Origin of the sequence: uncultured Anaerococcus sp., assembly GCF_947253225.1 — a bacterium.
GTDB lineage: Bacteria > Bacillota > Clostridia > Tissierellales > Peptoniphilaceae > Anaerococcus.
On sequence record NZ_CAMXYR010000075.1, the window covers coordinates 1 to 6,031 of the forward strand.

The 6,031-nt window shown below is 33.5% G+C and carries 6 protein-coding genes; all 6 read left to right on the forward strand.

Going from position 1 to position 6,031, the window contains the following annotated elements; all coding sequences use genetic code 11:
- The coding region (gene ftsY, locus Q0W95_RS07210) for a signal recognition particle-docking protein FtsY (protein ID WP_297791338.1) at window positions 1-1,039 on the forward strand (1,039 nt) is incomplete at its 5' end.
- 135 nt (window positions 1,040-1,174) lie between these two features.
- The gene (rpsB, locus tag Q0W95_RS07215) at window positions 1,175-2,002 is read left to right on the forward strand and encodes a 30S ribosomal protein S2 (protein ID WP_297791340.1); all 828 of its coding nucleotides are present in this window, start codon (window positions 1,175-1,177) and stop codon (window positions 2,000-2,002) included.
- Between the two features lie 10 nt (window positions 2,003-2,012).
- Window positions 2,013-2,681, forward strand: a complete 669-nt coding sequence (gene tsf / locus Q0W95_RS07220) for a translation elongation factor Ts (RefSeq protein WP_297791342.1) — start codon at window positions 2,013-2,015, stop codon at window positions 2,679-2,681.
- A gap of 89 nt (window positions 2,682-2,770) precedes the next feature.
- Window positions 2,771-3,688, forward strand: a complete 918-nt coding sequence (cysK, locus tag Q0W95_RS07225) for a cysteine synthase A (protein ID WP_297791344.1) — start codon at window positions 2,771-2,773, stop codon at window positions 3,686-3,688.
- Entirely contained in the window at window positions 3,675-4,199 is a 525-nt protein-coding gene (gene epsC / locus Q0W95_RS07230) for a serine O-acetyltransferase EpsC (protein ID WP_297791346.1), read from the forward strand. Before cysK ends, epsC begins: the two co-directional genes overlap by 14 nt.
- 135 nt (window positions 4,200-4,334) lie before the next feature.
- Window positions 4,335-5,894, forward strand: a complete 1,560-nt coding sequence (gene rny / locus Q0W95_RS07235; RefSeq protein ID WP_297791348.1) for a ribonuclease Y — start codon at window positions 4,335-4,337, stop codon at window positions 5,892-5,894.
- Window positions 5,895-6,031 lie beyond the last annotated feature (137 nt).

The following is a 6,031-nucleotide window of genomic DNA, read 5'->3' on the forward strand; positions in this document are numbered from 1 at the left end:
TAATTATTTAACTAATTATGAGGATAAAAGTTCAACATCAGATTATATTGAAGGAACAGAAAATATTGATATAGAAACAAATTTAAAGACAATTGATAGAAATAATGAAGAAAAAACCGATGATAAGGGTTTCTTTTCAAAACTTAAAGAGGGATTAGCAAAAACTAGAAATCAGTTTACTTCAAATCTAAAGAATCTTTTTACTAGAAATGTGAAGATTGATGATGATTTGTACGATGAGTTAGAAGAAATTCTTATTTCTGCAGATATTGGCATGACTTCTGCAGTGGAAATTGTTGATGAGCTTAGAGATGAAATAAGGAAAAGAAGTATAAAAGAAGTCGATGAGATATATCCTGTTCTAAAAGAAATAATGACACATAAATTAGACGAAAATAACCTTGATAATGATCTAAATATTAAAGAAAATGAATTATCAGTTATTTTAGTTATAGGTGTAAATGGTGTTGGAAAGACAACAACTATTGGCAAATTGGCTAGTAGCTTAAAGAAAGAAGGAAAGAGTGTAATGCTTGCAGCTGCAGATACTTTTAGAGCAGCCGCCATAGATCAACTTGGAGAATGGGCAAATAGGGCTAATATTGAAATGATAGCCCACCAAGAAGGCTCAGATCCATCAGCAGTTATATTTGATGCTATTAAATCGGTAAGAGCTAAAAATGTTGATGTTTTAATATGCGATACAGCAGGACGACTTCACAATAAAAAGAACTTAATGAAAGAGTTGGAAAAAATAAATAAGACTATTGATACACATGCTAAAAATTCTAATAGAGATAATTTATTAGTTTTGGATGCGGCGACTGGACAAAATGCGGTAAGCCAACTTAGAGAATTTAAGAATGTTACTGATATAACAGGTCTTATATTAACAAAGCTAGACGGTACTGCAAAAGGAGGAGTCATATTTCCTCTACAAGTAGAACTTAAAGTTCCAGTTAAATATATAGGAGTTGGAGAAGGGATTGACGACTTACAAAAATTTAATTCAGAAAATTTTGTAGAAGCTATGTTTTAAGCTTGAAATCAAGACGAATATATAGTATTATCTATATGTACTACGAATAAACACATTCTTGGATGGAGATTTCGTTGCCTTTTAGGTTAAATCTTCAGTTGAAGAGGATGGAAGAACTAAACGGAGGTAAAATTTATGGCAGTAGTTTCAATGAAAAAGTTATTAGAAGCTGGTGTACACTTTGGACACCAAACTAGAAGATGGAATCCTAAAATGGCTAAATACATCTTCACAGAAAGAAATGGAATCTATATAATAGATTTACAAAAAACAGCTAACCAAATAGAGGAAGCTTACAGACAAGTTAGGGACATTGTAGCTGATGGAGGAAGGGTTCTTTTTGTAGGAACTAAGAAACAAGCTCAAGATTCTATAGAACAAGAAGCAAAGAGAAGTGGACAGTTCTATGTATCACACAGATGGTTGGGTGGAATGCTAACTAACTTTGGAACAATAAGACAATCTATTGAAAAACTAAAGAAATATGAAACAATGGAAGAAGATGGAACCTTTGATCTTCTACCTAAAAAAGAAGTATTACAATACCAAAAAGAAATGGATAGATTAGAAAAAAATCTTGGCGGTATTAAAGAAATGGAAGATCTACCAGATGTACTTTTTGTCGTAGATCCAGGTGAAGAAGAAATAGCAGTTCACGAAGCTAAAATTCTAGGAATTCCTGTTATATCAATTGTTGATACAAACTGCGACCCTGACGTAGTTGACGTTGCTATCCCAGGAAATGATGATGCTATTAGAGCTGTTAAACTTATAACATCAGTTATAGCTGACGCTGTAGTTGAAGCAAATCAAGGTAGCCAATTTGATGTAGAAGAGGAAGATTTCGCTGAAGAAGTCGAAGAAGATGTTGAAGTAATTTCTGAAGATGTTTCTGATGAAGACATAAAAGAAGCTACTGAAGAATTAAAATCACAATCACTAGAAGAATCAAAAGAAAACTAAGGAGATTACAATGGCAATTAGTGCAAAACTTGTAAAAGAATTAAGAGAAAGAACTGGAGCTGGAATGATGGATTGTAAGAAAGCTTTGGAAGAAGCTAATGGCGATATCGATCAAGCTCAAAAGCTCCTTAAAGAAAAGGGACAAGCTACACTTGATAAAAAATCAGGAAGAGTTGCTGCTGAAGGAGTAATTGGTTCTTACATCCACAATGATAAAATAGGTGTAGTAGTTGAAATTAACACAGAAACTGACTTCTCAGCTAATACAGATACTGTTAAAAATTTTGCAAAAGATATTGCTATGCACATTGCAGCAGTAAATCCATTATTCATTTCAGAAGCAGATGCTGATGAAAAAGCTGTAGCTGAGCAAAAAGAAATCTTAGTAAATCAAGCTATAAACGAAGCAAGTGACAATATGCCTGAAGATAAGAAAAAAATGATTGCTGAGAAAAAGGTTGAAGGTAGAATGAAAAAATGGTTCTCAGAAGTTTGCTTATTAGATCAACCATTTGTAAAAGATCCAGATATTACTATCGAACAATACCTAAGAAATACAGCTAATGATGTTGGAGAAAACATCAAAATTAGAAGATTTGCAAGATTTGAAGTTGGCGAAGGAATCGAGAAAAAAGAAGAAGATTTCGCTGCGGAAGTTAAAAGTCAAATGAATATGTAATATATAAAGAGAGCATAGGCTCTCTTTTTTTGTTTACATTCTATTTTTGAGGGTATAAATGAATACATAGAAAAAATGAAAGGATAATTATGACTATTAAAAATAACGCTAAAGAATTAATTGGAAATACTCCTCTACTAAAACTTGAATCACTCAAGAAAGATGGTAGAGCTGATATATATGTTAAGGTGGAAAAGAATAATTTAGCTGGTTCTATAAAAGATAGAATAGCTTTATATATGATAGAAGATGCTGAAGAAAAAGGACTACTTAAGAAAGGTGGTACAATTGTTGAACCAACAAGCGGTAATACAGGAGTAGCTCTCGCAGCTATTGCTGCTGCAAAGGGTTATAAACTTATATTAACAATGCCTGCTTCAATGAGTATAGAAAGAGCAAAACTTGCTATGGCATATGGAGCTAAAGTCATCAGGACAACTGAGGGAGCTCTTCAAGGTGCTTATAATAAAGCAAAAGAACTTGCAGAAGAAAATGGATATTTCTTCCCTGACCAATTTTCAAATCCAGTAAATATTAAAGCTCATTACGAAACTACAGGATCTGAAATATTAAAAGAATTAACTCCAGATGCTTTTATTGCAGGAGTGGGTACAGGTGGTACTGTAACAGGAACTGGTAGAAGGTTAAAAGAAGCTAATAAAGAAACTAAGGTATATGCAATTGAGCCTAAAGAAAGTCCATTGTTATCTGGTGGCAAGGCATCTTCTCATAAAATCCAAGGAATAGGTGGTAACTTTATACCAGAAAATCTTGACTTTGGCATTGTTGATGGGATTATAGATGTTGCATCTGATGCTGCCATTGAGATGAGTAGACAACTAGCTAGAGAAGAAGGACTTGCTGTTGGAATTTCTTCGGGTGCAAATGTATGTGGAGCAATTGAAATAGCAGACAAATTAGGTGAAGGAAAATCTGTTGTAACTGTTTTGCCAGATACAGGTGAAAGATATTTATCAACAGAATTATACGAAAATGAACAGCTATAAAAAATATAAAGAAGAATTAATAGATAACGCCTTGAAAAGAGACCCTGCTTTAAAAAGCAGGGAGGAGGCAGCTTTATTTTCTCCAGGCATTAGAGCTTTATTATATCATTGGTACGCTCATAAGTTATTTTTGGAGGGTAGTTTATATGAAGCACAAGAGATAGCCTACAAGTCAAGGATTGAAACTGGTATTGAAATTCACCCTGGAGCTAAAATAGGTAGACGTTGTTACATAGATCATGGAATGGGTGTGGTAATAGGTGAAACTGCCGAAATTGGAGATGATTGTTTAATTTATCACTCAGTTACTTTAGGTGCTGTGTCTGATATGAAAGGAAAAAGACATCCGACTATTGGTAACAATGTAATGCTAGGTGCAGGATCTGTTATTTTAGGAGATATAAAAATAGGAAATAATGTGAAAGTTGGGGCTAATTCAGTTGTACTCATAGATATACCAGATGATACAACAGCTGTTGGTGCTCCAGCTAAAATAATTCATAGGAAGTAGAAATCTGCTTACTTTTTATTTAAATTTATTTAAAATTTGCAAATTAATTTCACAACTAAAATTATTATATTTCGTATAGAAGTAAAAATATGGTATAATAATTTAGGAATGTTTATTCCGATATTAGGAGGTGATATGATGTTTGAAAGTATTAACCCTATTGTTGTTATTCTTATCATAGCTGTCGCCTTCGTATTGCTAGCTTTTAATTCTGGCTATCTTTATCGTAAGAAGGTAGGCGAATCTAAAATTGGCTCTGCCGAAGAATTAAGCAGGAAAATTATAGAAGAAGCCAATAACCAAGCAGAAGCTTTAAGAAGAGAAACTCTTCTTGAGGCTAAAGATGAAATATCTAAACTAAAATCTGAAAATGAAGAACAGTTTAAACAGATTAGAAAAGATCTAGACAATAGAGAAGCTCGTCTGTTAAAAAAGGAAGAAAGCTTAGACAATCGATCTTTATTGATTGACAAAAAATCTGATCAAATCTCTAGTGACCAGAAAAAGTTGAAACAAAAAGAAGACAGAATTGATAAATTAATCGAAGAACAGCAATTGGAATTACAAAACATCGCTGGACTCACCAATAGTGAAGCTAAAGAAATAATTCTTAAAAACGTTAAGAGTGAAACGATTCATGAATCAGCAAAGCTTATAAAAGAGGCTGAGGAAAGAGTTAAAGCTGAGAGTAAAAAAATAGCAACGGATATTCTAGCAACGACAATTCAAAGGTATGCTGCTGAACAAGTTGCGGAAAATACTGTATCAGTTATTTCTCTACCTAATGATGAGATGAAGGGTCGAATTATAGGTCGTGAAGGCAGAAATATTAGAGCCTTTGAACAAGTTTCTGGCGTTAACTTAATTATTGATGATACCCCAGAAGCAGTTGTAATTTCATCGTTTGAGCCTATAAGGCGAGAAGTAGCTAAAGTGGCCTTAGAAAGACTCATCCAAGATGGTAGGATTAATCCCTCAAGGATTGAAGAAATGATAAATAAAGCTGATGAAGAAGTTGAACAGAGAATTATGGAAGATGGACAAGAGGCTGTAGAGAAGGCTGGTGTTGTTAATCTTCATCCTCAACTAGTTAGGTTGGTTGGTAAAATGAAGTTTAGGACATCTTATGGTCAAAATATTCTAAAGCACTCTGTAGAAGTTGCTAACCTTGCAGGTATGCTAGCAGAAGAAATTGGAGCAAATGCTCAGATAGCTAGGCGTGGAGGTTTGTTACACGATATAGGCAAAGCTATTGACCGTGAACAAGAAGGAACACATGTAAGTTTAGGCGTTGAAGTGGCAAATAAATACGGAGAAAACAAATATGTTATAAATGCTATTGAATCCCACCATGGTGAAGTAGAGCCAAACTGTGTTGAATCTATATTAGTTCAAACAGCTGATGCTATTTCAGCGGCAAGACCAGGTGCAAGACGTGAAAGCTTAGAAAAATATGTTAAGAGATTAGAAAACCTTGAAGGAATAGCTAATTCATTTGATGGAATAGAGAAATCATTCGCCTTACAAGCTGGTAGAGAATTAAGAATCTTAGTTAAACCAGATAAGGTGTCTGATGACGAAATGGTTGTAATTGCTAGAGAAATTGCAAAAAGAATTGAAGATGAATTAGAATACCCAGGTGAAATCAAAGTAAACGTATTAAGAGAGTCAAAAGCGATAGAATTTGCAAAATAAAATTATGTATCTAAAAAATGGACTGCTTAAAATAGCAGTCCATTTAATATTAAAAAAACTAATAACTAATATTGATAGTATTGATAGCTAGAATTTTTTAGCCAAGAAAATTATTGCACAAAATAACTATTTTGTGC